This window comes from Candidatus Kosakonia sp. 282A-S69 (assembly GCF_029433855.1).
In the GTDB taxonomy this organism is placed as follows: domain Bacteria; phylum Pseudomonadota; class Gammaproteobacteria; order Enterobacterales; family Enterobacteriaceae; genus Kosakonia; species Kosakonia cowanii_A.
In genome coordinates this window covers 85758-111458 of sequence record NZ_JAROAU010000004.1, presented here as the reverse complement: position 1 = coordinate 111458, position 25701 = coordinate 85758, and the positions used below count along the sequence as shown (strand labels likewise).

General features: G+C 57.2%; 22 protein-coding genes and 1 riboswitch. Of the genes, 9 read left to right on the top strand and 13 right to left on the bottom strand.

The annotated features are described in order from the left end of the window. The 11 genes from mraY to leuO all read right to left on the bottom strand — a co-directional run bounded on the left by mraY (position 1) and on the right by leuO (position 12832). Complete coding sequence (mraY, locus tag PU683_RS20200) at positions 1–1083, bottom strand: phospho-N-acetylmuramoyl-pentapeptide-transferase (RefSeq protein ID WP_023480302.1); 1083 nt, start codon at positions 1081–1083, stop codon at positions 1–3. Further along, the gene (gene murF / locus PU683_RS20195; RefSeq protein WP_277174421.1) at positions 1077–2435 is read right to left on the bottom strand and encodes a UDP-N-acetylmuramoyl-tripeptide--D-alanyl-D-alanine ligase; all 1359 of its coding nucleotides are present in this window, start codon (positions 2433–2435) and stop codon (positions 1077–1079) included. Before murF ends, mraY begins: the two co-directional genes overlap by 7 nt. Beyond that, on the bottom strand, positions 2432–3919 hold the full coding sequence (gene murE, locus PU683_RS20190) for a UDP-N-acetylmuramoyl-L-alanyl-D-glutamate--2,6-diaminopimelate ligase (protein ID WP_277174420.1): 1488 nt from the start codon (positions 3917–3919) through the stop codon (positions 2432–2434). Before murE ends, murF begins: the two co-directional genes overlap by 4 nt. Then, a complete protein-coding gene (locus tag PU683_RS20185) occupies positions 3906–5672 on the bottom strand; it encodes a peptidoglycan glycosyltransferase FtsI (RefSeq protein ID WP_277174419.1) in 1767 nt (588 codons plus the stop codon). Before PU683_RS20185 ends, murE begins: the two co-directional genes overlap by 14 nt. Before the next feature lie 25 nt (positions 5673–5697). Next, positions 5698–6063 carry a cell division protein FtsL gene (gene ftsL, locus PU683_RS20180; RefSeq protein WP_277174418.1) on the bottom strand — a complete coding sequence of 122 codons (366 nt, stop codon included), beginning with the start codon at positions 6061–6063 and terminating at the stop codon, positions 5698–5700. Continuing rightward, a complete protein-coding gene (rsmH, locus tag PU683_RS20175; protein WP_023480357.1) occupies positions 6060–7001 on the bottom strand; it encodes a 16S rRNA (cytosine(1402)-N(4))-methyltransferase RsmH in 942 nt (313 codons plus the stop codon). Before rsmH ends, ftsL begins: the two co-directional genes overlap by 4 nt. 2 nt (positions 7002–7003) lie before the next feature. Further along, positions 7004–7462: a division/cell wall cluster transcriptional repressor MraZ gene (mraZ, locus tag PU683_RS20170; protein ID WP_277174417.1), complete on the bottom strand. Its 459-nt coding sequence runs from the start codon at positions 7460–7462 to the stop codon at positions 7004–7006. A 620-nt stretch (positions 7463–8082) separates the two neighbouring features. Beyond that, on the bottom strand, positions 8083–9087 hold the full coding sequence (cra, locus tag PU683_RS20165; RefSeq protein ID WP_187801305.1) for a catabolite repressor/activator: 1005 nt from the start codon (positions 9085–9087) through the stop codon (positions 8083–8085). 177 nt (positions 9088–9264) lie between these two features. Continuing rightward, positions 9265–9756 carry an acetolactate synthase small subunit gene (ilvN, locus tag PU683_RS20160; RefSeq protein ID WP_007373137.1) on the bottom strand — a complete coding sequence of 164 codons (492 nt, stop codon included), beginning with the start codon at positions 9754–9756 and terminating at the stop codon, positions 9265–9267. A 2-nt stretch (positions 9757–9758) separates the two neighbouring features. Further along, the gene (gene ilvI, locus PU683_RS20155; RefSeq protein ID WP_277174416.1) at positions 9759–11483 is read right to left on the bottom strand and encodes an acetolactate synthase 3 large subunit; all 1725 of its coding nucleotides are present in this window, start codon (positions 11481–11483) and stop codon (positions 9759–9761) included. Positions 11484–11869: 386 nt separating this feature from the next. Further along, positions 11870–12832: a transcriptional regulator LeuO gene (leuO, locus tag PU683_RS20150; RefSeq protein WP_277174415.1), complete on the bottom strand. Its 963-nt coding sequence runs from the start codon at positions 12830–12832 to the stop codon at positions 11870–11872. 479 nt (positions 12833–13311) lie between these two features. Here leuO and leuL point away from each other — a divergent pair, with 479 nt between their 5' ends. The 5 genes from leuL to leuD all read left to right on the top strand — a co-directional run bounded on the left by leuL (position 13312) and on the right by leuD (position 18178). Beyond that, entirely contained in the window at positions 13312–13398 is an 87-nt protein-coding gene (gene leuL, locus PU683_RS22480; protein WP_124971575.1) for a leu operon leader peptide, read from the top strand. 92 nt (positions 13399–13490) lie between these two features. Further along, the gene (leuA, locus tag PU683_RS20145) at positions 13491–15065 is read left to right on the top strand and encodes a 2-isopropylmalate synthase (protein ID WP_277174414.1); all 1575 of its coding nucleotides are present in this window, start codon (positions 13491–13493) and stop codon (positions 15063–15065) included. Beyond that, positions 15065–16156, top strand: coding sequence for a 3-isopropylmalate dehydrogenase (gene leuB, locus PU683_RS20140; RefSeq protein WP_277174413.1), 1092 nt, complete (start codon positions 15065–15067; stop codon positions 16154–16156). Before leuA ends, leuB begins: the two co-directional genes overlap by 1 nt. Before the next feature lie 2 nt (positions 16157–16158). Further along, positions 16159–17562 (top strand): 3-isopropylmalate dehydratase large subunit, encoded by a 1404-nt coding sequence (gene leuC / locus PU683_RS20135; protein ID WP_277174412.1) that lies wholly within the window; start codon positions 16159–16161, stop codon positions 17560–17562. Between the two features lie 10 nt (positions 17563–17572). Then, positions 17573–18178 carry a 3-isopropylmalate dehydratase small subunit gene (leuD, locus tag PU683_RS20130; protein WP_277174411.1) on the top strand — a complete coding sequence of 202 codons (606 nt, stop codon included), beginning with the start codon at positions 17573–17575 and terminating at the stop codon, positions 18176–18178. A 163-nt stretch (positions 18179–18341) separates the two neighbouring features. Here the strand turns inward: leuD and PU683_RS20125 are convergent, their stop codons facing one another. After that, positions 18342–19520: a sugar efflux transporter gene (locus PU683_RS20125; RefSeq protein WP_277174410.1), complete on the bottom strand. Its 1179-nt coding sequence runs from the start codon at positions 19518–19520 to the stop codon at positions 18342–18344. Between the two features lie 246 nt (positions 19521–19766). Between PU683_RS20125 and sgrR the strand changes: the two genes are divergently transcribed. The 4 genes from sgrR (at position 19767) to thiQ (ending at position 24843) form a co-directional block, all read left to right on the top strand. Further along, positions 19767–21422, top strand: coding sequence for an HTH-type transcriptional regulator SgrR (gene sgrR / locus PU683_RS20120; RefSeq protein WP_277174409.1), 1656 nt, complete (start codon positions 19767–19769; stop codon positions 21420–21422). A gap of 36 nt (positions 21423–21458) precedes the next feature. Next, a riboswitch (TPP riboswitch) is annotated at positions 21459–21559 on the top strand. 29 nt (positions 21560–21588) lie between these two features. After that, complete coding sequence (gene thiB, locus PU683_RS20115; RefSeq protein ID WP_277174408.1) at positions 21589–22572, top strand: thiamine ABC transporter substrate binding subunit; 984 nt, start codon at positions 21589–21591, stop codon at positions 22570–22572. Next, positions 22548–24158, top strand: a complete 1611-nt coding sequence (thiP, locus tag PU683_RS20110) for a thiamine/thiamine pyrophosphate ABC transporter permease ThiP (protein ID WP_277174407.1) — start codon at positions 22548–22550, stop codon at positions 24156–24158. The genes thiB and thiP overlap by 25 nt, the downstream gene beginning before the upstream one ends. Further along, positions 24142–24843 carry a thiamine ABC transporter ATP-binding protein ThiQ gene (gene thiQ, locus PU683_RS20105; protein ID WP_277174406.1) on the top strand — a complete coding sequence of 234 codons (702 nt, stop codon included), beginning with the start codon at positions 24142–24144 and terminating at the stop codon, positions 24841–24843. Before thiP ends, thiQ begins: the two co-directional genes overlap by 17 nt. On the opposite strand, the gene PU683_RS20100 is transcribed toward thiQ, so the two are convergent. Beyond that, positions 24837–25607: a DedA family protein gene (locus PU683_RS20100; RefSeq protein ID WP_277174405.1), complete on the bottom strand. Its 771-nt coding sequence runs from the start codon at positions 25605–25607 to the stop codon at positions 24837–24839. The genes thiQ and PU683_RS20100 overlap by 7 nt on opposite strands. Positions 25608–25701: the final 94 nt, after the last annotated feature.

Sequence of the window (25701 nt, the reverse complement as noted above, 5' to 3'; positions counted from 1 at the left end):
TTAACGTACCTTCAGCGTTGCCAGGCCAATCAGCACCAGCATCAGCGAAATAATCCAGAAACGCACAATCACGCGCGGCTCCGGCCAGCCTTTCAATTCATAGTGGTGGTGAATCGGTGCCATACGGAAAATGCGCTGGCCGCGCAGTTTGAACGAGCCAACCTGCAAAATCACCGACAGCGTCTCCACCACAAAGACGCCCCCCATGATCACCAGCAGGAACTCCTGACGCAGCAGCACGGCGATAATGCCGAGCGCGCCGCCGAGCGCCAGCGATCCGACATCGCCCATAAAGACCTGAGCCGGATAGGTGTTAAACCACAGGAAACCGAGCCCTGCGCCGACAATCGCCGTACAGACGATCACCAGCTCACCCGCGTGACGCAAATAAGGAATGTGCAGGTAGTTGGCAAAGTTCATGTTACCGGTCGCCCAGGCCACCAGCGCGAAGCCGCCTGCAACAAAGACGGTCGGCATAATCGCCAGCCCGTCGAGGCCATCCGTCAGGTTGACGGCGTTACCGGTGCCGACGATCACAAAGTAGGCGAGCAGCACATAGAAGAGGCCAAGCTGCGGCATCACATCTTTAAAGAACGGCACCACCAGTTCGGTGGCGGGAGTATCTTTGCCGGCGAGATAGAGGGCAAAGGCGACGCCCAGCGCAATCACCGACATCCAGAAGTACTTCCAGCGCGCGATCAGCCCTTTAGTATCTTTGCGTACCACTTTGCGGTAATCATCGACAAAGCCGATGATGCCGTAACCCACCAGCACCACCAGCACGCACCAGACGTAGGGGTTGGAGGGGTAAGCCCACAGCAGCACGGAGACAACAATCGCGGTGAGGATCATGATCCCACCCATCGTCGGGGTACCGCGTTTACTGAAGTGCGATTCCGGGCCATCGTTACGCACAACCTGGCCAAAAGAGAGTTTCTGCAAGCGGGCAATCATGCGCGGCCCCATCCACAACGAGATGAAGAGCGCGGTCAGCAGGCTGACAATGGCGCGAAACGTCAGATAGGAAAAGACGTTAAAGCCGGAATAATATTTGACCAAATGCTCGGCCAGCCAAACTAACATGTCCCGTTCTCCTGTAAGTCGCGTACCACCTCTTCCATGGCGGAGCTACGTGAACCTTTCACTAAAATGGTAATCATTGGGTGCTCGGCAATCAGCGCTTTTAAACGCGCCGTGGCCGCAGCTTTATCGTTGAAATGCTCGCCAACACCGCTGGCGTCGCTGAGCGCTTTACTGAATGTGCCAACACTCAGCACTTTGTCGATACCGACAGCTTTCGCCGCTTCGCCGACCTGAACGTGGCAGGCTTCGCTCTCGTCGCCCAGCTCAGCCATATCGCCTGACACCATTACGCGGTAGCCGGGCATCTCTGCCAGCACGTGCGCTGCGGCGGTCATCGAACCGACGTTTGCGTTATAGGTGTCATCCAGCAGCAGCTGGTTTTCGCCGAGGCGCACCGGGAACAGACGGCCTGGCACCGCTTTCAGCTTCGCCAGCCCCTGTTTCACCGCATCAAGAGATGCACCAACCGCCATTGCCAGCGCGGTCGCTGCCAGCGCGTTAGCAATGTTGTGACGTCCCGGCAGCGGCAAAATCACCTCTGCATTGCCGGTCGGGGTTTGCAGCGTGAACTCGGTGCCGTGCGACGTGATATGCACGTTGGTCGCGGTAAAATCGCTGTTCGCCGCGTTAGGCGAGAAGCGCCATACTTTGCGATTGCCGATAATGCTCTGCCAGTTCAGCCAGTCATTGTTATCGGCATTGAGGATGGCGATACCGTTTACCGGCAGGCCGGTGTAGATTTCACCTTTTGCCTTCGCCACGCCCGCCAGCGATCCGAACCCTTCCAGATGCGCGGCGGCCAGATTATTGACCAATGCTGCCTCCGGGCGGGTCAAGCTGACGGTCCAGGCGATTTCGCCCTGGTGGTTAGCGCCCAGCTCAATCACCGCGTACTGATGCTCTTTGGTCAGACGCAGCAGGGTCATCGGCACGCCGATGTCATTGTTCAGGTTGCCCGCGGTGTAGAGCGTGTTGCCGCACTCGCCGAGAATGGCGGCAGTCATCTCTTTCACCGAGGTTTTACCGGAGGAGCCGGTCAGCGCAACGACGCGCGTCGGCACCTGCTGGCGCACCCACGCAGCCAGTTCGCCAAAGGCCTGACGGGTGTCATTCACCACCAGCTGCGGCAGATCGCTATTCAGCTTGCGGCTCACCAGCAGTGCGCCAGCGCCGCCCGCTTTAGCTTGTTCAGCGAAATCGTGAGCGTCGAAACGTTCGCCTTTCAGCGCCACAAACAGGCAACCCGGCGTCAGCTTGCGGGTATCGCTGGTCACGGCGTCAATCGTGACGTCCTGGCCATGGAGTTCACCACGCAGCGTGCCGGCAAGCTGGCTGAGCGTTACGCTAATCATGCTACTACCCCCAGCAGACGCGCGGCGGTGACACGGTCTGAATAATCCAGACGGTGCGTGCCGACAATCTGATAATCTTCATGGCCCTTACCTGCCAGCAGCACCACATCATTCTCTTTGGCCTGCATAATGGCGTTGGTCACCGCTTCGGCGCGGCCCTCGACGACATGCGCACGGCTGGCGTCGAGCATGCCGGCGAGAATGTCATTGATGATGGCGCGCGGCTCTTCGGTGCGCGGGTTGTCATCGGTGACGACCGGCACATCGGCAAACTCTTCGGCAATCGCGCCCATCAGCGGACGTTTGCCCTTGTCGCGATCGCCGCCGCAGCCAAAGACGCACCACAGTTTCCCGGTGCAGTGCAGGCGCGCGGCCTGCAGCGCTTTTTCCAGCGCATCCGGCGTGTGGGCATAATCAACCACCACCGTCGGTTTGCCCGGCGCGCTGAACACCTCCATCCGGCCACAAACGGGTTGCAGACGGGCTGCGGTTTTCAGCAGATCGCTAAGCGGATAGCCGAGCGCCAGCAGCGTTGCCAGTGCCAGCAGCAGGTTACTGACGTTAAACGCGCCCATCAGGCGGCTTTCGATTTCGCCTTCGCCCCAGCTGGAGTCGAAGCGGATTGTCGCCCCGCTGTCGTGGTAAGCGACGCTCAGGGTCTTCAGCCAGCGCCCGTGGCTATCCGGGTTGATATGGCCTTCCATCGACACTGCAACCGCATCCGGCAAGTTTGCCAGCCAGCGGCGGCCCACTTCGTCATCGGCGTTGATGATCGCCTGACCATAGTGGTGCGAGGAGAAGAGCAGCCATTTGGCAGCTTCGTAATGGGTCATATCACCGTGATAATCGAGGTGATCGCGGCTTAAATTGGTGAATACCGAGGCAGCGAATTTGAGGGCCGCAACGCGATGCTGAACTAAACCGTGGGAGGAGACCTCCATCGCGGCAAGCGTAGCGCCCTGCTCCGCAAGACCGGCAATCACATGCTGGACATCAACTGCGGAACCGGTGGTGTTCTCCGTCGGCACCACTTTACCGAGCAAGCCATTACCGACCGTGCCCATCACCGCGCTGGTTTCACCCAGCAGCTGGCTCCACTGCGCTAACAGCTGCGTAGTCGTGGTTTTACCGTTAGTACCGGTGACGCCGATCAGGCGCAACTGGTCTGACGGCTCGCCGTAGAAGCGGCCCGCCAGCGCAGAGAGGCGCTCGTTCAGCTGGCTTAAATAAACCACCGGCACACCGTGCATTTCACGAATTTCACCGTCATTTGCCTCGTCTTTCGCTTCAGCAATAATGGCAGCAACACCTTGCGCAATCGCCTGCGGGATATAACGACGCCCGTCCGCCTGATGACCGACCACCGCCACGAAGAGATCGCCCGACGCAGCCACACGGCTGTCGAGTGTCATCTCTCGTAGTGCTCGCGCAGGTAGCATCGGTACCCACGGAGCGAGAAGGTCGCGCAAATTACGATCTGCCACCTGATCCCTCGCCTTGATTAATTACAAACTCACTTTTTTCGCCCGTGGTCAGCGCATCCGGTTCGATATTCATGGTGCGCAGTACGCCGCCCATGATGGCACCGAAGACCGGCGCAGAGACCGCGCCACCGTAGTATTTGCCCGCTTGCGGATCGTTAATGACCACCACCAGCGCAAAGCGCGGCCGGCTGGCAGGCGCGACGCCCGCAGTGTATGCAATGTATTTGTTGATGTAGCGCCCATCCGGCCCGACTTTTTTCGCCGTACCGGTTTTGATCGCGATGCGATAGCCCTTGATGGCCGCTTTGACCCCGCCGCCGCCCGGCAGCGCCACGCTCTCCATCATGTGCACCACGGTGCGGACGATGGATTCGTTGAAGACGCGCTCACCCGGTACCGGTGGGTCGACTTTGGTAATCGACAGCGGGCGATAGATGCCATAGCTGCCAATGGTTGCGTAGACTCGCGCTAACTGTAACGGCGTTACCATTAGCCCGTAGCCGAAAGAGAAGGTGGCCCTCTCTATGTCAGACCACCGTTGTTTTTGAGGAAATAAGCCACTGCGTTCTCCGACCATCCCCAAATTGGTCGTTTTTCCCAGTCCAAAACGTGAGTAAGTATCTACTAACGCTGAGGAGGGCATCGCTAACGCCAGCCTGGATACGCCGACGTTACTCGACTTCTGCAGCACCCCGGTGAGGGTCAATTCGCTATAGCGCGCCACGTCTTTGATTTCGTGACCGTTAATTCGGTAAGGCACGGTGTTGAGCACCGTATTTGGGTTCACCACACCGCGTTGCAGAGCGGTCATCACCACCATCGGTTTCACTGTTGAACCGGGTTCAAAAACGTCGGTGATGGCGCGGTTACGCATCGAATCTTTGGAGGTGCCGGAGAAGTTGTTCGGGTTATAGGAGGGGCTGTTAGCCATAGCCAGCACTTCGCCGGTGTTGACATCCACCAGCACGGCGCTGCCGGACTCGGCTTTGTTAAACGCCACGGCGTTGTTCAGCTCGCGGTAAACCAGCGCCTGCAAACGTTCGTCAATGCTCAGCGCAAGGTTGTGCGCCGCCTGGCTGTCGGTCGAGGAGATATCCTCAATCACGCGGCCATAGCGATCTTTACGCACAATACGCTCGCCCGGCTGCCCGGTAAGCCACTTATCAAAGCTCTTCTCGACCCCTTCAATCCCCTGGCTGTCGACGTTGGTAAAGCCAATCAGGTGAGCGGTCACTTCGCCGGACGGGTAGTAGCGGCGCGACTCTTCGCGCAGATGAATGCCGGGAAGCTTGAGTTTTTTGATGTAGTCCCCCAGATCCGGATTGACCTGGCGGGCAAGATAGATGAAGCGCATCTTCGGGTTGGCGTTGATGCGTGAGGCGAGCTGATCGAGCGGCATGTTGAGCGCATCGGAGAGCGCTTTCCAGCGATTATCCAGCGTCACGCCGCCTGCATCGTGCAGCTCTTTCGGGTCAGCCCAGATCGCTTTGACCGGCACGCTGACCGCCAGCGGACGCCCGGAACGGTCGGTGATCATCCCGCGTGAGGTCGCCACTTCCTGCACGCGCAGCGAGCGCATATCGCCCTGGCGCACCAGCATATCGGGGTTGATGATTTGCAGATACGCGACGCGGCCAACCAGGAAGCCCAGCGCCAATAAAATACAGCCGCAAAGCAACGCAAAACGCCAACTAATAAAGTTGGCCTGCTCTTCCTGGCGTTTCGCTTTCACCATCTTCGCCGCGGCTTTCATGCGCTGGGTTGTTCCTTTTTCATCGCTATTTCTGCACCACAATATTTTCCTGGGAAGGATCGACGTGCTGCATCTGCAGCTTCTCAGTGGCAATCCGTTCGACCCGGCTATGATCGCCGAGGGCGTTCTCTTCAAGAATCAGGTTGCGCCATTCGATATCCAGCGCATCGCGCTCAATCACCAGTTGTTCGCGCTGTGCGGTCAACAAACGGGTATGGTGCGCGGTGGTGACGACCGTAATGGCCGTCATGATGATGCAAATGAACAGGCAGAGTGGCAGTTTCCCGAACCGCAAAAGATCGTCGCCGATCACGCCAGGCAAGGCATGGCGCTCGCTGCTTCCTAACGATCCCTTAACTTTGCTGAGGGTCTCTGACACTCTGCCGATCATGCGTTCGTCCTCTCTGCAATACGCAGAACTGAACTACGGGCGCGTGGGTTTTCCGCCACTTCTTCTTCGCCCGGCATCATTTTTCCTAAGGCTCGCAGTTGACGGCCACCCAGCTTGCTGAGTTGCGCTTCGGTCATCGGCAGCCCGGCAGGAACCTGCGGGCCACGGCTTTGCTCACGCATAAAGCGCTTCACAATGCGATCTTCCAGCGAGTGGAAGCTAATGACAGAAAGCCGGCCTCCCGGGGCCAGCACATCGAGCGAGTTTTTTAGCGCCTGCTCTATCTCCTCCAGTTCACTGTTCACCCAGATGCGCACCGCCTGGAAGGTACGGGTCGCGGGATGTTTAAACTTATCTTTTATCGGCGTCGCCGCTGCTACCACTTCCGCCAGCGCTTTGGTGCGGGTCATCGGATCGAGGCGGTTGCGCTCGACGATGGCACGGGCGATGCGTTTCGCAAAGCGCTCTTCGCCGAAGGTTTTCAGCACCCAGGCGATATCCGCCTCGTCTGCGGTTTGCAGCCACTGGGCGGCAGACTGGCCGCGCGTCGGATCCATACGCATATCCAGCGGACCGTCTCGCATAAAGGAGAAGCCGCGTTCCGGATCGTCAAGCTGCGGTGAAGAGACGCCAAGATCGAGAAGAATACCGTCGATCTTGCCAATAAGATCGCGCTCGCTGACATAATCAGCGAGCGCAGAAAAGGGTCCATGAATGATGGAGAAGCGCGGGTCATTAATGGTCTTCGCAACTTCAATTGCCTGCGGATCGCGGTCGATTGCCAGCAAGCGGCCTTCCGCCCCCAGTTGGGAGAGGATCAGGCGCGAGTGACCACCGCGACCAAAAGTGCCATCAATGTAAATGCCATCCGGACGAATATTCAGGCCGTTAACGGCCTCATCCAACAGCACCGTTGTGTGTTTAAAATTTTCCATCATCATTAAAGAGACAAATCCTGCAACCGATCCGAAAGTCCTTCGGAACCGGATTGCTCAGCGTCAATATCTTCCCTGACCTGTTGATACCAGGTCGTTTCGTCCCACAGCTCAAACTTATTGAACTGTCCGACCAGCATCACTTCTTTGGTTAGCCCGGCGTGCTGCCGTAAGACAGGCGCAATTAAGATGCGACCGGCGCTATCCATCTGGCACTCGCTGGCATGCCCCAGCAATAAACGTTGTACGCGCCGCTCAAGCGGGTTCATGCTCGACAGCCACGACAGTTTTTGCTCGATAATTTCCCATTCGGGCAGAGGGTAAAGCAGCAGGCATGTGTGGCGAATATCTATGGTACAGACCATCTGACCGGAGGCACTCTCCTGCAGCGAATCCCGATAACGGGTCGGAACGGATAACCGCCCTTTGCTGTCGAGATTGACTAACGTCGCGCCACGGAACATGTCCGGTTTACCCCCGCATGATCATTTCCACCACTTTATCCCACAAATCCCCACCGAGGGAGTTTACGGAGCGGAGGAAAAGCTTGTCAAGCCAGCGCAAAGGCCAACAAGAACAAAAGATCCCTTATTCGTAATCAATATCAGCGTCGGTGAAATAGTGCTCAGCTTACGAGGCAAATTAACGTCATGAATATTTGCAAGAAAAAAGGGGGGAATATAGGGTCCGGGGTTTCAGACCATTCCGTTTCTGTACGCGAAATATAAAGTGTCAGTTTGCGACGCGGGCGGCATTTTAAGGCATAACGGCGCGACTTAACAGCGCCAGATGCAGCTCCTGGCACTTACTTAGCCCTGGTTTCGCTAAGGCGAAGATCCCTTCATCGAAAGTGGTTGTTAATTAATCGAATGTGTTCAGTAGATGTAACAATTCAATACAGAAATCATCATCAGTAACTTCTTAACGGGCGAGTACAAATCGGAAGTAAAGAAACTTAAAGAAATAATAAATCAGAGCATCTTCGTAAATTAAGGATTTATCTGATGAGTTAAAAAGCACTATTTTGATTAAGGCGAAATGGTGAAAAGGAAAAGGCAGCTCGCGCTGCCTTAATTGCCTTTATTTATACGCGGCTTAATATGCCCCGGCGATAGAGATTACGTCGAATACGGCTCAATCCCGGCTTCGGCTTACGGGGTTCATCGAGGCTTGCCAGCACAATCTCCAGCACCCGCTCAGCGACGTCACGGTGACGCTGCGCGACCGCCAGCACCGGACACTGCAGGAAATCGAGCAGCTCATGATCGCCAAAGGTGGCAATCGCCAGATTGGACGGCAGTTTGCCATCGCGGCGCAGCGTCACATCCAGCACACCCTGTAGCAGGGCAAAAGAGGTGATAAACATCGCTTCCGGCATTTCGTTCGTTTCCAGCCACTTTTCAAATAACTGGGCGGCGGCTTCACGCTCGTAGCCATTGGCGTAGAGGTACTTCACTTCACGCGGATCGTCTTTCCAGGCGGTGCGGAAACCCTGCTCGCGCAGGAAGCTCACTGAGAGCTCCGGCAGTGCGCCTAAATAGAGCACGCGCTCTGCCGGCATTTTGCGCAGCTCCGCCGCCAGCATCTCTGAATCCTCCTGATCGGCACCCACGACGCTGGTGAAGTGTTCACGATCCAGCGCGCGATCGAGCGCGACAATCGGGAAGGCGTCGTTAGCCCAGCGCTGATAGAAAGGATGTTCCGGTGGAAGCGAGGTCGAGACGATGATCGCATCCACCTGCCGTTGCAGCAGATGTTCGATGCAACGCATCTCGTTATCGGGCTGATCTTCAGAGCAGGCGATCAGCAGCTGGTAGCCACGCTGCCGCGCCTGCCGCTCCAGATAGTTGGCGATACGGGTATAGCTTGTGTTTTCCAGATCGGGAATGACCAGTCCAATCGATCGGGTGCGTCCTGCTCGTAACCCAGCCGCCACCGCGTTCGGGTGGTAGTTATGCTCACGAACGACCGCCATAACTTTCTCAACGGTTTTATCGCTGACACGATACTGCTTCGCCTTTCCGTTGATGACGTAGCTTGCCGTGGTTCGTGAGACGCCGGCGAGCCGGGCGATTTCATCCAGTTTCACAATTGCCCCTTAAAATGATGCGCACCATAACCTTTTTAGGGATATAGGTTAATTTCCATAACATCTAAGCGCAGAAAGGTAACTGCGGCAACCGCTTTTCTCTCTGCTTCCGGCTGATTTCGCAAAAAAAAGCCCGGCATAATCAGCCGGGCTTAAAAATGTGGAACCTTGTTCGCATCAGCGCATGATTTTATCGCCGCGTGATAAGCCGACCACGCCGGATCGCGCCACTTCAACAATCTTCGCCACATCACGAATTGTGGCGAGAAACGCATCCAGCTTGTCGCTGGTGCCGGCGAGCTGAACCGTGTAAATCGACGGTGTGACGTCAATAATCTGCCCACGGAAGATCTCCGCGTTGCGTTTCACCTCTTCCCTTCCATAGCCGCTGGCCTGGATCTTCACCAGCATGATCTCACGCTCAACGTAGGCCCCCTGCCCCAGCTCGTTAACGCGCAGTACGTCAACCAGCTTGTGCAGCTGCTTCTCGATCTGTTCGAGGACTTTTTGATCGCCCACGGTCTGGATCGTCATCCGCGACAACGTTGGATCGTCCGTTGGCGCGACCGTCAGGCTCTCAATGTTGTAGCCACGCTGTGAGAAGAGGCCGATGACGCGCGACAACGCCCCCGATTCGTTTTCCAGTAAGACAGACAGTATCCGGCGCATAATCAGGTTCTCTCCGTTTTGCTTAACCACATCTCATCCATGCCGCCGCCGCGGATCTGCATCGGATAAACGTGTTCACTTCCGTCAACGGTGACGTCAACGAATACCAGACGATTGTTTTTTACCTGCTCCAGCGCCTCGGCGAGCTTCACCTCCAGCTCCTCCGGGCGGGTAATGCGAATGCCGACATGGCCATACGCTTCGGCGAGACGGGCAAAATCCGGTAAAGACTCCATATAGGATTGCGAGTGACGTCCGGAATAAATCATGTCCTGCCACTGCTTCACCATGCCGAGATAGCGGTTGTTCAGATTGAGAACCAGCACCGGCAGCTCATATTGCAATGCTGTAGAAAGCTCCTGGATATTCATCTGGATACTGCCGTCGCCGGTGACGCAGATCACTGTCTCATCCGGCAGCGCCATTTTTACGCCTAACGCGGCGGGCAAGCCAAAGCCCATGGTGCCGAGCCCGCCGGAGTTGATCCAGCGGCGCGGTTTATCAAAGCGGTAATAGAGTGCGGCAAACATCTGATGCTGACCAACATCAGAGGTGACGTAAGCGTCGCCATTGGTCAAACGCCAGACCGCTTCAATCACCGCCTGCGGCTTAATGCTTTCGCTTTGCGTGTCATATTTCAGGCAGTGGCGCGCGCGCCACTGCTCAATGCGCAGCCACCAGTCGCGGATCTCATCGTGCGACTGCGACGCACGCTCCTGCTCCAGCAACTCCAGCATCTGCTCAAGAACCTGGCGCGCATCGCCGACAATCGGCACATCCGCCTGCACGGTTTTAGAGATAGAAGTGGGATCGATATCGATATGCAGCACGGTCGCGTCAGGGCAGTACTTCAGCAAGTTATTGGTGGTGCGATCGTCAAAACGCACGCCGACCGCAAAGATCACATCAGCGTGGTGCATCGTCATATTCGCTTCATACGTGCCGTGCATCCCAAGCATGCCGAGCGACTGGCGATGGGAAGCCGGGAAGACGCCCAGCCCCATTAATGAAGAGACCACCGGCGCATTCAGTGCTTCCGCAAGCTGGCGCAGCGGTGCGTCGCAGGCAGAGGTAATGGCGCCGCCACCCACATAAAACACCGGCTTTTTGGCGGCAACCAGGGTCTGCAACGCGCGTTTGATCTGCCCTTTATGTCCCTGCGTTGTTGGGTTATAGGAGCGCATGCTGACCGACTCCGGCCAGAGGTAGGGCAACTTATTCGCGGGGTTCATAATATCTTTCGGCAGATCCACCACTACCGGCCCGGGGCGTCCGCTGGCGGCGAGCCAGAAGGCCTTTTTTAAAACGCCGGGGATGTCTTCCGTCTGTTTCACCAGAAAGCTGTGTTTCACCACCGGGCGGGAGATGCCCACCATGTCGCACTCCTGGAAGGCGTCGTAACCAATCAGCGAGGTCGCTACCTGACCGGAGAGCACTACCAGAGGGATGGAGTCCATATAGGCTGTCGCAATACCGGTAATCGCATTCGTCGCGCCGGGACCGGAAGTGACCAGTACCACGCCCACTTCACCTGTCGCGCGCGCCAGCCCGTCTGCCATATGAACGGCCGCCTGCTCGTGGCGCACCAGCACATGTTCGATGCCGCCGACGGTATGCAGGGCGTCGTAGATATCAAGTACTGCGCCCCCGGGGTAGCCGAACACCTTCTTTACGCCTTGATCGATGAGCGATCGGACGACCATCTCGGCTCCAGACAACATCTCCATGCTTTGCCTCCAGGCTTACGTTTGACGACTGACGGCAGAACTCATGTCTGCACTGTCGCTCTGTTCAGAACAGGACATCCTGCTTTCTGATTATGAATGGCAGTTACCATAACCGCTCAAAATCTGGCAGGCAATCCGACCTCAGGCGCGGAAAAGTCTCAGGAAAAGCAGAAACAGGAGGTCTTAAATGAAGAGCTGGTGAAAACGTCTGTGATAAGCCGCGACGATGACCATTGATCGCTGTGATAAGGGAATGTTTAGTAATTCATGCATTTTTAACGTCGTGCAGAGATTCGCTACCGGAGTAAATCAGAATAAAATAGTACTTATTTCAACAAAGGCAGAATAAACCAGAAATCTGCCACCCGGTTTATTCTGCACGGTACTTAATGGCTACAGACCGACACCAGCAACTCCTCCATCCACTGGTGCCCCTTATCACGCCCGGCGGATTCGTGCCACGAGAGGCAGCAGGTTCGGCTATTAAGCGTAAGCGGTAATGGCAGTGAATGCAGCGCCAGCCCGCCGGCAAAGCGCTCCACCAGCCAGCGCGGCGCAATGGCAACCAGATGGGTTTGAGAGACGACGTTTAATACGCTGGGCAGCGCCATTCCCTGATAGGCAATACGGTTGCGCTTTTCGACCGTGTCGTACCAGGGCTGGCTGAAAGAGGCGTAGCGCTCCAGCGAAACAACGGCGTGCTGCTCGTTAAAGATGTGGCTTTCCGTCGTCAGTTCAGCGATGCGCGGATGGTGCTGGCTCACTGCCAGCACCATTTCATCTTTAAACAGCGGGACGCAGGAAAATTCCGGACGACGGAATTCTTCATAGCCGATCACAAATTCTATTTCCTGATAGCGCAATTGATGCTCGGTACTGTGATTGAGATCAGATTTAAATATCAGTTTTATATTTGGTGCGACGGTTTTCACATTATTGTAAATAACCGAAGTCAAGAAATTATCGAGTGGACTGCATACGCAAAGATTAAAAATACGCTCGCTGCTTTGTGGATCAAAACCGGAGCCAGGCAGTTCATTTTGTACCAACTGCAGCGCCTGTCTTATGGCACCAAAAAGCTGATACGAACGCGCGGTTGGTTGAATACCTCGCCCATAACGAACAAAAAGTTCGTCGTTAAACATCACCTTAAGACGTGCAACTGCATTACTCACAGCAGGCTGAGACATACCCAACGCATGGGCTGCACGCGTAATGTTTTGCTCCTGCATAACGGCGTCAAAAACGGTCAGTAAATTGAGATCTACCGAACGCAATTGCGGCTTCTCGCCGTCACTAACTTTTTGATTATAAATACTTTCCCCGGGAAAATTGCAATCCGTCGTCATGATAAACTCCCTTGACTTGTGTAATAATAATATTCAGGAAGATGATTTATCACGCATATAGCATTATTAGAAGCGCAGTGTGAAAATTTAGGAATATATAAAGCTTACATTTAATTTCCTGGAGCAAATTTAAAAAAGCATTACTCAGCGCTGTAATATAAATTACTTTTTAATATTTTCATTTCTATAGCTGTTTTGTAACGATAATCATAAGTTGATCGTCCTACCTACCATTTTCTTTAACATCTTCCCGAAAAGGATTATTAATTTCTGCCGCCTACCCTTCGCTTTTTCTTACGAAAAGTCTCATGAGCCCAACAAGCAAGAATGTCGCGATCCCGCTAATTAGACAGCAGATTAAACTAAAACGCGGCGCGATGATTTGCGCTTCAACGTAGCCACTTTTCATCGAGGGGTTGACATCAAAGTGCGTATCCAGTACCACTAAAAGCATATCGATTTTCACGGGAGCAAGATTCATGATTCGTCACGTTCGTTTCGCTGGTCTACTACTACTAAACGCATTAACTGTGCGCGGTAGACCGGTGGACGACACTCAGAACTGAATCGTCTTCCTGTTAAGACTAAGAACCCGCGCCTTGGCGCGGGTTTTTTTATGCTCGTAGCGAGGCGGCCAAAGCGAACAAGGATCTAAACCATGAGCCAGCAGCAAGTCGTAATTTTCGATACCACCTTACGTGATGGTGAACAGGCATTGCAGGCAAGCCTGAGTGTGAAAGAGAAGCTGCAGATCGCCCTGGCACTGGAGCGCATGGGTGTTGATGTGATGGAAGTCGGTTTTCCGGTCTCGTCGCCGGGCGATTTTGAGTCCGTGCAGACCATCGCCCGCCAGGTAAAAAACAGCCGTGTCTGCGCCCTGGCACGCTGCGTTGAGAAAGATATTGATGTCGCCGCAGAGTCGCTGAAAGTCGCTGAAGCGTTCCGTATTCACACCTTTATCGCTACCTCGCCTATGCATATCGCCACCAAGCTGCGCAGCACGCTGGATGAAGTGATTGAGCGCGCGATCTATATGGTAAAACGTGCGCGTAACTATACCGATGATGTCGAGTTTTCCTGTGAAGATGCCGGGCGTACGCCGATTGAAGACCTGGCGCGCGTCGTCGAAGCGGCCATTAATGCCGGAGCGAAAACCATCAATATTCCGGACACTGTTGGCTATACCATGCCCTTCGAGTTCGCCAATATCATCACCGGGCTGTATGACCGCGTTCCTAACATTGATAAAGCTATCATCTCTGTCCACACCCATGATGACTTAGGCCTGGCCGTTGGTAACGCCATTGCCGCAGTACATGCAGGCGCTCGCCAGGTGGAAGGTGCCATGAACGGCATCGGCGAACGTGCCGGTAACTGCTCGCTGGAAGAGGTGATCATGGCGATAAAAGTACGCAAAGACATTATGAATGTGCATACGCGTATTAACCATCATGAGATCTGGCGCACCAGCCAGACCGTCAGCCAGATTTGTAATATGCCGATTCCGGCCAACAAAGCGATTGTCGGCACCGGCGCGTTCGCCCACTCCTCCGGCATCCATCAGGATGGCGTACTGAAAAACCGTGAAAACTACGAAATCATGACCCCGGAGTCGATCGGCCTGAACCAGGTGCAGCTGAACCTGACTTCACGCTCCGGTCGCGCAGCGGTCAGGCACCGTATGGAAGAGATGGGTTATCAGGAGAGCGACTACAACCTGGACAACCTGTACGACGCCTTCCTGAAGCTGGCAGATAAAAAGGGTCAGGTCTTTGATTACGATCTGGAAGCGTTGGCCTTTATTAATAAACAGCAGGAAGAGCCGGAGCACTTCCGCCTGGAGTACTTCAATGTGCAGTCCGGCTCGAACGATATCGCCACCGCCTCGGTGAAACTGGCCTGCGGCGAAGAGATCAAAGCCGAAGCCGCCAACGGCAACGGACCGGTCGACGCCGTCTACCAGGCGATCAACCGCGTCACCGAATATGACATCGAGCTGGTGAAATATAGCCTGACTGCGAAAGGCCACGGGAAAGACGCGCTGGGCCAGGTCGATATCGTCGTCAATTACAACAACCGCCGCTTCCACGGCATTGGCCTGGCGACGGATATCGTTGAGTCCTCCGTCAAAGCGATGGTCAACGTGCTGAACACCATCTGGCGCGCCGCGGAAGTGGAAAAAGAGTTGCAACGTAAAGCGCAGAACAAAGAGAACAACAAGGAAACCGTGTGATGTCGAAAAGTTACCATATTGCCGTGCTGCCGGGAGACGGCATTGGCCCGGAAGTGATGGCGCAAGCGCTGAAAGTACTGGAAGCCGTGCGTAGCCGTTTCGCGATGCGTATTACCACCAGCCATTACGATGTTGGCGGTATCGCCATCGACCGCCACGGCAACCCGTTGCCGCAGGCGACGGTCGAAGGCTGCGAGCAGGCCGATGCGATTCTGTTTGGCTCCGTCGGCGGCCCGAAATGGGAAAATCTGCCGCCGGCGCAGCAACCGGAGCGCGGCGCGCTGCTGCCGCTGCGTAAACACTTCAAGCTGTTCAGCAACCTGCGTCCGGCTAAGCTCTATGCCGGGCTGGAAGCCTTCTGCCCGCTGCGCGAAGATATCGCCGCGAACGGTTTCGATATCCTGTGCGTGCGCGAGCTGACCGGCGGCATCTACTTTGGCCAACCGAAAGGGCGCGAAGGCAGCGGCCAGCATGAGAAAGCGTACGACACCGAGATTTATCACCGCTTTGAAATCGAGCGTATTGCGCGTATCGCCTTCGAGTCGGCGCGCAAACGCGGCAAAAAAGTCCACTCCATCGATAAAGCCAACGTGCTGCAAACCTCGCTGCTGTGGCGTGAAATTGTCAATGAGATTGCGGGTCAGTACCCGGACGTTGAACTGGCGCATATGTATATCGATAACGCCACGATGCAGTTGATTAAAGATCCTTCTCAGTTCGACGTGCTGCTCTGCTCCAACCTGTTCGGCGATATTCTCTCCGACGAGTGCGCGATGATCACTGGCTCAATGGGCATGCTGCCCTCAGCCAGCCTGAATGAGCAGGGCTTCGGCCTGTACGAACCCGCTGGCGGCTCCGCACCGGATATCGCCGGCAAAAATATCGCCAACCCAATCGCGCAGATCCTGTCGCTGGCACTGCTGCTGCGCTACAGCCTGGATGCGGACGAGGCAGCAACGGCGATTGAACAGGCCATTAACCGGGCATTAGAAGAGGGCGTTCGCACCGGCGATTTAGCGCGTGGCGCGTCCGCAGTCAGCACCGATGAGATGGGCGATATCATCGCTCGTTATGTCGCAGAAGGGGTGTAATCATGGCTAAGAGTTTGTACGAAAAGTTATTTGACGCCCATGTGGTCTATGAAGCGCCGAACGAAACCCCGCTGCTCTATATCGACCGCCATCTGGTGCATGAAGTCACCTCTCCGCAGGCATTTGACGGCCTGCGTGCGCACAATCGCCCGGTGCGTCAGCCGGGCAAAACCTTTGCGACGATGGATCACAACGTCTCGACGCAGACTAAAGATATCAACGCCTCCGGCGAGATGGCGCGCATTCAGATGCAGGAGTTGATTAAGAACTGTAAAGAGTTTGGCGTCGAGCTGTATGACCTGAACCACCCCTATCAGGGGATTGTGCACGTGATGGGGCCAGAACAGGGCATCACACTGCCGGGTATGACCATCGTCTGCGGCGACTCCCATACCGCGACGCACGGCGCGTTTGGCGCGCTGGCGTTCGGCATTGGCACCTCAGAGGTGGAACATGTGCTGGCGACGCAGACCCTGAAGCAGGGGCGCGCCAAAACCATGAAGATCGAAGTTAACGGCACCGCCGCGCCGGGCATCACCGCCAAAGATATTGTGCTGGCGATCATCGGCAAAACCGGCAGCGCCGGCGGCACCGGTCACGTGGTGGAGTTCTGCGGCGACGCGATTCGCGCGCTCAGCATGGAAGGCCGCATGACGCTGTGCAATATGGCGATTGAGATGGGCGCGAAAGCCGGTCTGGTCGCGCCGGATGAGACCACCTTTAACTACGTGCAGGGTCGCCTGCATGCGCCGAAGGGCAAAGATTTTGACGAAGCGGTGGCTTACTGGAAGACGCTGCACACGGATGAAGGGGCCCACTTTGACCGCGTTGTCACCCTGCAGGCAGAAGAGATTGCTCCGCAGGTTACCTGGGGCACCAACCCAGGCCAGGTGATCTCGGTCACCGAGATCATTCCCGATCCGGCCTCCTTCGCCGATCCGGTCGAGCGTGCCTCGGCAGAAAAGGCGCTGGCCTATATGGGGCTGAAACCGGGCGTGCCGCTGACGGACGTGGCGATCGACAAGGTCTTTATCGGCTCCTGCACCAACTCGCGCATCGAAGATTTACGCGCCGCGGCGGCCATTGCCAAAGGTCGTAAAGTGGCACCGGGCGTACAGGCGCTCGTCGTTCCCGGCTCCGGCCCGGTGAAAGCGCAGGCGGAAGCGGAAGGTCTGGATAAGATCTTTATCGACGCCGGTTTTGAGTGGCGTCTGCCTGGCTGCTCCATGTGCCTGGCGATGAACAACGACCGCCTGAATCCGGGCGAGCGCTGCGCCTCCACCAGTAACCGTAACTTTGAAGGGCGTCAGGGCCGCGGTGGACGTACCCATCTGGTCAGCCCGGCAATGGCTGCCGCTGCGGCGGTAACCGGTCGTTTCGCTGATATTCGTCATTTGCAGGCTTAAGGAGATCACCATGGCAGAGAAATTTACCCAACATACCGGGCTGGTGGTTCCGCTGGATGCCGCTAATGTCGATACCGACGCCATTATCCCGAAGCAGTTTTTGCAGAAGGTGACGCGCACCGGTTTTGGCGCGCATCTGTTTAACGACTGGCGTTTCCTTGACGATAAAGGCGAGCAGCCGAACCCGGAGTTTGTGCTCAACTTTCCCGAGTACAAAGGCGCGTCGATTTTGCTGGCGCGGGAGAACTTTGGCTGCGGCTCCTCGCGCGAGCATGCCCCCTGGGCGCTGACAGATTACGGCTTCAAAGTGGTGATTGCGCCGAGCTTTGCCGACATCTTCTATGGCAACAGCTTTAACAACCAGCTGCTGCCAGTGACGCTGAGCGACGAAGAGGTGGATGAGCTGTTTGCGCTGGTACAGAGCCACCCGGGCATCACTTTTGAGGTGGATCTGCAGGCGCAGGTGGTGAATGCGGGCGGGAAGTCCTACCGCTTTACGCTCGACGCCTTCCGCCGTCACTGCATGCTGAACGGTCTGGACAGCATCGGCCTGACGCTGCAGCACGAAGAGGCGATCGCTGCCTACGAAGCGAAACAACCCGCGTTTATGGGGTGATAGCCTGCCGCTGATTGCCGGATGGTTATCCGGCAATCGGTAAGGTGCGTTTTTTGCCGGCTGGCGGCGTTGCCTTATCCGGCCTACGGGTAACAATGCACGCGCGAAGCGTAGGCCGGATAAGCGTTAGCGCCATCAGGCACTCTCCTCGCCGCACCGAGCCTTACACATCCTTCACCCGGCCAGTGAGCAGCAGCGTCACTACCGACAGTCCTGCGATTCCCCAATACACCGAGCCGTGACCAAAACTTTGCGCCAGCGCGCCCTGAATAACGCCTGCCAGAATCACGCCGGTGGAGATACTGTTGGTAAAGAGCGTGGTCGCCGAACCTGCCCTCCCCGGCATCAAATCCTGGAACCAGAGCATGCCGATCCCGGCGACAATGCCGATAAACACCGCGTTGAAAAACTGCAACAGCAGCAGTGCCGTCTGGCTATGGAAAAGGAGCAGGCCGATATAGAACAGCACGCCAGCTGCGACGGCAATCAGCATCATCAGCCGCTTACCGAAACGCTTCACGAAGTAGCCCGCGAGGATCATCGCCGGGATCTCAAGGCCTGCGGCAGTGCCCATCAAAATGCCCGCCAGCTTATCCGGCAGCCCCAGTTCAAGGCTTATCCACAGCGGCATATCAATGATGTACATGGTGTTGCAGGTCCACATCAGCGTCGAGGCGATAAACAACATGCGCACATTGCTGTCGCGCCAGCCGCTCACCTGCGTGACGGCCACATCAGCAGGCTGCTCAACCCGCGGCACCGACGGCAGCCAGAAGGCAATCAGCACCAGGCTGACAATAAACAGCCCGGCGGCGATAGAGAACATGGCAACAAAGCCATAATTAAGCGCCAGCATAAACGCCAGCGGCGGCCCGATAACCCACGCCAGTGAGAGTTGCGCGCGCATGATCGAACTGAACATCACCACTTCCCGCGCCGAGCTGTCGGCATACTCACGCGCCAGCGCGAAAAGCTGCGGCATCGCAGTGCTGGCAAGCGAGGCCAGCAGCACGCCGCAGGTAATTAACGTCAGATAGTGGCGGTTAAACGCAAACAGCAGCGCGTTACCCACCGCCATCAGGCAGCAAAAGAGGATCAGCTTACGCCGATCGCCCTGGCTGTCGGATCGTTTTGCCAGCGCCAGGCTCACGAGGATCCCGGCAATGGCGTTGACGGTGTAGAACAGCCCGATCCAGAAGGGCTCTGCGCCCACTTCGCGGCTGAGAAACAGGCTCAGCGTCGGTGCCTGTACCGCACCGGCGACGCCCATCATAAAGGCAACGATCATAAACGCGACGTAGACGCCATTCATACGGCGCCCCATCGTCATCAACCAGAGCATGAGATTTCCTTGTTGAAAGCGGAAAAAAGCGATGCAAGCTTAAACGAAAAAAGCCAGCAAAAACATTTTGCTGGCGGGTGCATTCGCACTTAATACTCAGTCACACATGATTCGGGCGAGTCAGTTTTTCCATAAGCGTCGTCATTCCCCACTTCGCTATGCGCCTCCTCGCTTTCATCGCAGAGAAGTATCGGCTTAATATAGGGATAAATAAATTGCTGAGTTTTTGCCGGGAGTTCCTCTTTTATGTCCTCTGGTCGCCTGCAACAACAGTTCATCCGTCTGTGGCAATGCTGCGATGGAAAATCTCAGGAAACCACGCTCAACGAGCTGGCGGAGCTGCTCAGTTGCTCCCGCCGCCATATGCGTACCCTGCTCAATGCCATGCAGACGCGCGGCTGGCTCACCTGGGAAGCGGAGGCCGGACGCGGTAAACGCTCACGCCTCACCTTCCTCTACACCGGCCTGGCATTGCAGCAGCAGCGGGCGGAAGATCTGCTTGAGCAGGATCGCATCGATCAACTGGTGCAGCTGGTGGGGGATAAAGCCGCCGTGCGCCAGATGTTGGTGTCACATCTCGGCCGCAGTTTCCGCCAGGGGCGGCATATCCTGCGCGTGCTCTACTACCGCCCGTTGCGCAATCTGCTGCCCGGCTCGCCGCTGCGCCGCTCCGAAACCCATATGGCACGGCAAATCTTTAGCACTCTGACGCGCATAAATGAGGAAAACGGGGAACTGGAAGCCGATATCGCTCATCACTGGAAAGCGATCTCTCCTCTGCAATGGCGCTTCTATTTGCGCCCTGGCATCCACTTTCACCACGGTCGCGAGCTGGAGATGGCAGATGTTATCGCCTCCCTGCGGCGCGCCAGCGCCCTGCCGCTCTACTCCCATATCCGCGATATTGTTTCGCCGACACCGTGGACGCTCGATATCCACCTCTCGCAGCCTGATAGCTGGCTACCCTGGCTGATGGGGCATGTACCGGCGATGATCCTGCCGCAGGAGTGGGAGACGCGGGCAAACTTCGCCAGCCAGCCGATTGGCACCGGCCCTTACGCGGTAATACGCAACACGCGAAACCAGCTAAAAATCCACGCCTTTGAGGATTACTTCGGCTTTCGCGCTCTGATTGATGAAGTCAATGTCTGGGTGCTGCCGGATATCGGGGATGAGACCACCTGTGGCCTGACGCTGGAGGGCCCAACGGAGGGCGAAAAGGCAGTAGAGAGCCGTCTTGAAGAGGGCTGCTACTACCTGCTGTTTGATGCGCGCTCCAGCCGCGGCGCAAACCCGGCGGTGCGCGAGTGGGTAAGCCGCATCCTTTCGCCAACCAATCTTCTGTGGCACGCCAGCGAACAGAACCAGCGCTACTGGTTTCCCGCCTACGGGTTACTGCCGCGCTGGCACCATGCGCGGCCCGGCGGCGGTGAAAAGCCCGCAGGGCTGGAGACGCTGACGCTCACCTTCTACCGCGAGCATAACGAGCACCAGGCGATCGCCCACACCATCAGCACACTACTGGCGGAGCACGGCGTTAAATTGCTGATTCAGGAAGTCGATTACGATGCCTGGCACCGCGGCGAGACAGAGAGCGATATCTGGCTTAACAGCGCCAACTTCACCCTGCCGCTGGACTTTTCGGTCTTCGCCAACCTCTATGAAGTGCCGTTGCTGCAACACTGTATTCCGCGCGACTGGCAGGCAGACGCCGCGCGCTGGCGCGCCGGGGAGATGAATCTGGCGATGTGGTCGCAGCAGTTGCTGGCGAGTAAAGCGATTGTGCCGCTGATCCACCACTGGCTTCGCATTCAGGGGCAGCGCACCATGCGCGGACTGCGCATGAACACCCTCGGCTGGTTTGACTTCAAATCGGCCTGGTTTGCGCCGCCGGATCCGTAATGCTTTCAGATTGTTTACCAAATCATTACAATAGCGCCGTTCTCAACGGGGTGCTGCGCTTCACGCGCGTGCTGAGAAAATACCCGTCGAACCTGATCCGGATAACGCCGGCGAAGGGATTTGAGGCTCTCTCAAAATCCTTTGCCACCCATTTATGAGGTGCAAAGTGTTAAAAAAATCGTTGTCACTGCTGCTGCTGATTGCCGCGCCCGTTTTCGCTAAACCCGTCCTGACCGTCTACACCTACGACTCCTTTGCCGCCGAATGGGGGCCAGGCCCTGCGGTAAAAAAAGCCTTTGAAGCCGACTGCAACTGCGAGCTGAAGTTCGTGGCGCTGGAAGATGGCGTCTCGCTGCTCAACCGTCTGCGCATGGAGGGCAAAAAGAGCAAAGCTGACGTCGTGCTCGGGCTCGATAACAACCTGCTGGAAGCCGCTACCCAGACCAAACTCTTCGCCAAAAGCGGCGTGCCAGCTAACGCGCTTAAGGTGCCTGGCGGCTGGAGCAATGACACCTTTGTGCCCTTCGATTACGGCTGGTTCGCCTTTGTCTATGACAAAACCAGGCTGAAAAACCCGCCGAAAAGCCTGAAAGAGCTGGTCGAGAGCGATGAAAAGTGGCGCGTCATTTATGAAGATCCGCGTACCAGCACGCCCGGGCTCGGCCTGCTGCTGTGGATGCAGAAAGTCTATGGCGATAAGGCTGCGGAAGCCTGGCAAAAGCTGGCGGGCAAAACCGTGACTGTCACCAAAGGGTGGAGCGAAGCCTACGGCCTCTTTTTGAAAGGCGAGAGCGATCTGGTATTGAGCTACACCACCTCGCCTGCCTACCACATCATTGAAGAGAAGAAAGAGCACTACGCGGCGGCGAACTTTAGTGAAGGCCACTACTTGCAGGTTGAAGTCGCGGCGCGCACCGCCGCCAGCAAACAGCCTGAGCTGGCGGAAAAATTCCTTAAATTTATGGTTTCACCCGCCTTCCAGAACACCATCCCAACGGGCAACTGGATGTATCCGGTAAGCAACGTCACGCTGCCCGCCGGTTTTGACCAGCTTGAGAAACCGCAAACCTCGCTGCAATTCTCGCCGCAAGAGGTGGCCACCCAGCGCGCAGCATGGATAGCCTCGTGGCAACGCGCCGTCAGCCGCTGATCCCCGGCTGGCTGCTACCTGGCCTCACCGCCGCCACGCTGATGGTGGCGGTGGCGCTGGCGGCCTTTTTCGCGCTGTGGCAAAACGCACCGGCTTCGGGCCTCTCCGGTTTCTTGTCGGACAGCTACCTGTGGCACGTGGTGCGTTTCTCCTTCTGGCAGGCTTTTCTCTCTGCCCTGCTCTCCGTGGTGCCCGCCATTTTCCTTGCCCGTGCGCTCTACCGCCGTCGTTTTCCCGGCCGTCAGCTGCTGCTGCGCTTATGCGCGATGACGCTGATCCTGCCGGTGCTGGTGGCGGTGTTTGGCATCCTCAGCGTCTATGGTCGCCAGGGGTGGCTCGCCGCCCTCTGCCAGACGCTCGGCATTGAGTGGACCTTCTCGCCCTACGGCCTGAAGGGCATCCTGCTGGCGCACCTCTTTTTTAACCTGCCGATGGCCTCGCGCCTGCTGCTACAGGCGCTGGAGCAGATCCCCGGTGAGCAACGCCAGCTGGCGGCACAGCTCGGGATGCGCGGCTGGACCTTCTTCCGCTTTGTCGAGTGGCCCTGGCTGCGCCGCCAGATCCCGCCGGTGGCGGCGCTGATCTTTATGCTCTGCTTCGCCAGTTTCGCCACCGTGCTGTCGCTGGGCGGAGGCCCGCAGGCCACCACCATTGAGCTGGCCATCTACCAGGCGCTCAGCTTTGATTTCGATCCCGCCCGCGCGGCGATGCTGGCGCTGATTCAGATGATCTGCTGTCTTGGGCTGGTGCTGCTGAGCCAGCGAATGAGTAAAGCCTTCGCCGTCGGTAGCCATCACATTCAGGGCTGGCGTGACCCGGAGAGCCGCTGGTTTAGCCGCATCGCCGATACGCTGTTAATCATGCTGGCGCTGCTGCTCCTGCTGCCGCCGCTGCTGGCGGTGATTGTCGATGGGCTCAATATGCGTTTGCTGAAGGTGCTGGCAGAGCCGGTGCTGTGGCAGGCGGTGTGGACCTCGCTGCGCATCGCGCTGGTCGCCGGGCTGCTCTGCGTAGGGCTGACCATGATGCTGCTGTGGAGCAGCCGCGAACTGCGCGCGCGCAACCAGGCAGCAGCCGGGCAGGCGCTCGAACTGAGCGGCATGCTGATCCTGGCGATGCCGGGCATTGTGCTGGCAACCGGCTTTTTCCTGCTGCTCAATAACACCATCGGCCTGCCCGACTCTGCCGACGGCATTGTGATGTTCACCAACGCGCTGATGGCGATCCCCTATGCCTTAAAGGTGCTGGAAAACCCGATGCGCGATCTTACCGCGCGGTATGCGCTGCTCTGCCAGTCACTCGATATTGCCGGTTTCCGCCGCCTGTGGGTGGTGGAGCTGCGCGCGCTGAAACGCCCGCTTGCGCAGGCGCTGGCTTTTGCCTGCGTGCTGTCGATTGGCGATTTCGGCGTGGTGGCGCTGTTTGGCAATGAGGATTTCCGCACGCTACCCTTCTATCTCTACCAACAAATTGGCGCTTACCGCAGCCAGGATGGAGCCGTCACCGCGCTGATCCTGCTGCTGCTCTGCTTTTTACTTTTTACTGTGATTGAAAAACTACCGGGCCGCCATGCTAAGACTGATTGATGTCACCTGGCTTTACGAACATCTGCCGATGCGCTTTACCCTCGCTGCCGAACGGGGTGAGCAGATTGCCATTCTCGGCCCCAGCGGCGCGGGAAAGAGCACATTGCTGAACCTGATTGCCGGATTTATCCCCCCGGCCAGCGGCACGATTTTACTTGGCGATGAGGATCACACCCGCACGCCGCCCGCGCGCCGTCCGGTGTCGATGCTGTTTCAGGAGAATAACCTCTTCACCCACCTGACGGTGCGGCAGAATATCGGCCTTGGTTTGCATCCAGGATTGAAGCTCAACGCCGCGCAGCGGGAGAAGCTTAATGAGATTGCCGCCACTATGGGGCTGGAAGCACTGCTGGAACGGTTGCCGGATCAGCTCTCCGGCGGTCAGCGCCAGCGTGTGGCCTTAGCGCGTTGTCTGGTGCGCGAGCAGCCGCTACTGCTGCTGGATGAGCCCTTTTCCGCGCTCGATCCCGCGCTGCGTCAGGAGATGCTGGCGCTGGTGCAGAACGTCTGCCGCCGCCAGCAGTTAACGCTGTTGATGGTGTCGCACAGCGTGGAGGATGCTGCACGCATCGCCGAACGCGCGCTGGTGGTGGCCGAGGGGCGTATCGCCTGGGATGGCGCAACCGACACGCTGCTGCGCGGCAACGCGCCGGTCTCTGCCCTGCTCGGCATTCACCCTCAGTGACCGCGGACCACTTTAGCGAGAATATCGAGATAGATCGGCATCAATGGGTGCTTCGCCAGCATCACCACTGCGGCGATCGCCATTACCATCGTACCCGGCGCGACCCAGAGCAGGCGCTGGCGCGGCAGGTAGGGCGTTAAGCGATCGCTGCCCGATTTTCCCACCCGCCACAGGCGCCAGCAGAGCCAACAGGCCAGCCAGAGCACAACTGCCGTCAGCAGCAGCAGCCATTTAAAGCTGCTGCTCTGCATATCGGCAGGAATATCGATCGCCGCACCGGCGAGAATGCCCGGCAGAAAGTAGAACGGCGGCCACAGCAGGCAGCCAATGATATTCGGCGGTAAAAATTTGCGGATCGGCAGATCGAGCATCCCGGCCACCATCGGCACCAGCGGGCGCGTCGGGCCGACAAAACGCCCGACCAGAATGGTAAACAGGCTGTGCTCATGCAGCGCATGTTCGGTCTTATCGAGCAGCGCTTTATGCTTTTTCAGGAAAGACCAGCGGTGCAGCGGCTTTTTAAAGCGCCAGCCGAGCCAGAAGGAGATCCAGTCGCCGAGCAGGCAGCCGACAATGCCCGCCAGCCACGCATGCCAGAAATTAACTTCCCCGCTGCCAATCAAGGCGCCCAGCGCCGCCATCATCACCGTGCCGGGGAGGATTAGCCCCACCAGCGCCAGCGACTCAAAAAAAGCGACCAGCGCAATCGCCACCAGTGAGTACATGGCTGACTGGGTAATAAAGTGTTCCAGCAATGCTTCCATAAAGGGTCCTGTTCAGATTGAACGCCGGATTCTGCGGAGCCCCTCCGCCACCGTCAAGCTTTCAATTATCTGAATCTTTACCACTTATGTCAGA